Annotated in this window: 3 protein-coding genes; 2 read left to right on the plus strand and 1 reads right to left on the minus strand. The window is 69.4% G+C overall.

Going from position 1 to position 2,475, the window contains the following annotated elements:
• Both ACRDUX_RS28470 and ACRDUX_RS28475 read left to right on the plus strand, forming a co-directional pair.
• Positions 1-162 (plus strand): amidohydrolase family protein (locus ACRDUX_RS28470; RefSeq protein ID WP_526418801.1); only part of this gene is annotated, 162 nt, incomplete at its 5' end.
• Positions 163-236: 74 nt separating this feature from the next.
• A complete protein-coding gene (locus ACRDUX_RS28475; protein WP_526418797.1) occupies positions 237-2,057 on the plus strand; it encodes an ArnT family glycosyltransferase in 1,821 nt (606 codons plus the stop codon).
• On the opposite strand, the gene ACRDUX_RS28480 is transcribed toward ACRDUX_RS28475, so the two are convergent.
• A partial coding sequence (locus tag ACRDUX_RS28480) for an SAM-dependent methyltransferase (protein WP_526418799.1) occupies positions 2,047-2,475 on the minus strand: 429 nt, incomplete at its 5' end. The two genes, ACRDUX_RS28475 and ACRDUX_RS28480, sit on opposite strands and share 11 nt — an antisense overlap.

Raw genomic sequence — 2,475 nt, forward strand, 5'->3', positions numbered from 1 at the left:
GACTTGGGCGACCGCATTCTCTTCGGCAGCGACTTCCCGAACATTCCCTACGGCTATCTCGAGGCCATGCAGGTGCTGACGAGGCTGGACGGCATCGATGACGACTGGCTGCGCGGGGTCTTCCACGACAACGCCGCCAGCCTCTTCGGGCTCGCGCTCTAGACCCCCGCCCGTCGATCTGCGCCGTCGGCCTCGTTCACAGCCCGCTAGCAGCGTCACCCGCTTAGCTGGTCGGCGTGACTGCCCGGTGGCCACGGTGGAGCCTTGCTGCGCTGTTGGCGTGCACCGCCGCGATGTACCTCTGGGGCCTGGCCTCCAGCGGCTACGGCAACACCTTCTACGCCGCTGCCGCGCAGGCCGGATCGCAGAGCTGGTCGGCGTGGTTCTTCGGGTCGCTGGACGCACGCAACTTCATCACCGTCGACAAGCCGCCAGGGTCACTGTGGGTGACGGGGCTCTCGGTGCGACTGTTCGGCATGAACGGCCTCTCGGTGCTGGCGCCGCAGGCGTTGATGGGCGTCGCGGCGGTCGCCGTCCTGTTCGCCGCGGTCAAGCGCGCCGTATCCGATCCCATCCAGGGTGCGGCGGCGGGGCTGATCGCAGGTGCGGTTCTGGCCTGTACTCCCGCCGCGGCACTGATGTTCCGCTTCAACAATCCCGACGCCCTGCTGGTGCTGCTGCTGACGGTGGCCGCCTACTGCCTGGCCAGGGCGATCCACGCGGCGTCGTGGCGGTGGCTGGTCCTGGTCGGCGTGGTGATGGGCACGGCGTTCCTCACCAAGATGCTGCAGGGCTTCCTGGTGCTGCCGGGATTCGCCTGCGCGTATCTGCTTGCGGCACCGACGAGGTGGCGAAATCGGCTGCTGCACCTGGCCGCAGGCGTTGGCGCGCTGGTCGTCTCGGCGGGCTGGTGGGTGCTGGCCGTGCAGCTGATCCCCGCGGGCTCTCGGCCCTACATCGGGGGTTCGGCGAACGATACGGTGCTCGACCTGGCGTTCGGCTACAACGGCGTGGGCCGCCTGGTCGGGCACGAATCGAGTTGGGGCGCAGCGGCGGTCGCGTCGATGAACAAGGCGACTGGACTTCATCGGCTGTTCAGAACCGAAATGGGCAACGAGATCTCGTGGTTGCTGCCCGCGGCGCTCTTCGCGGTCGCGTTCGGCGGGTACCTGACGCTGCGCGGGCGGCTGGGTCGCGACGAGCGGGCCGCCGTGGTGTCCTGGGGCGGCTGGCTGCTGGTGACGGGATTGGTCCTGAGCTACATGCACGGCACGGTGCACCCGTACTACACCGTCGCGCTGGCGCCCGCGGTCGCCGCCCCGATCGGCCTGGCCTCGGTCTGGGCGTGGCGGTTCAGGTCTGGATGGGATGGCCGTATCGCAATGGGATGCCTACTTGCGCTGGGCGCTTGGTGGTCATCAGTGCTGTTGCACCACAACCACTTCGCTCCTGGGTGGCTACCACGGGTACTAGCGGTGACGGGTGTTGCCGCGGCGGCGGCCGTCCTCTTCGGACGCCGTTGGCTCACGGGCGTGGGACTCATCGCAGGCGTGGGTGCCGCGACGGTGGGCATGGTCGCGTTCTGCATCGCGACGGTCGCTACGCCTCACCACGGCACCATCCCCATGGCGGTCGACCTCGGGCGCGCGGCACGGGGCACGGCCAGCGGGGCCGTCGGCGGATGGATGGGTGACGAAGACACCAACCGAGAACTTGCCGCCATGCTCGCGGCGACGACCACTCCCTGGTCGGCCGCGACCAACGGCTCGCAGTCGGCCGCGGCCCTCGAGATCGCGACGCACACGTCGGTGATGGCGATCGGCGGGTGGAGCGGCGACCCGACGCCGACCGTCGGGCAGTTCGTCGGCGACGTACACGCCGGGAGGATCACCTATTACGTCGAAGCGGGCCGCGGTGGCGTGGACCAACCACACGGGCGGGTCATCCGCGCCGAGAACCACGGCACGTCGCACGCCAGGGACATCTCCGACTGGGTGGCCGACAACTATCGGGGCGTCTCGGTGGGCACGTCGCTGGTGTATCGCCTCAACCCTTGACGGCGCTGACCAAACTGATCGACCCGGTCATCGGACCCGCGTCCGGATCGTCCGCAGGGACGGGACGGCCGACGTGGTCCAGATAGGTGGTCAGCGGGGTCTCCTCGGCGTTCCAGCCCCGTTCGGCGAACCAGTCCGCGGCGGGCGCATATTGCTCGTTGTACGTGAGGGTGAAGAAGGTGCCCTCCTGGCCGGCGTCGCGTTCCGCCTGGCGCTTCGCCAGGAAGACCTGGTCGGGCATCGGTCTGCCCTCTTCGACGGCCACCCGGCTGCCGGGAGCCGACAGCGCGTCGATACCCGCGAACAGCTGTCCCTGCGCGGCGGCGGGCAGGTAGATGAGCAGTCCCTCGGCGATCCACGCCGACGGGCGTGACGGATCGAATCCCTCCGCCTTCAGTGCGCCCGGCCAGTCGTCGCG

This window comes from Mycobacterium sp., assembly GCF_050701675.1.
Taxonomy (GTDB): Bacteria; Actinomycetota; Actinomycetes; order Mycobacteriales; family Mycobacteriaceae; genus Mycobacterium.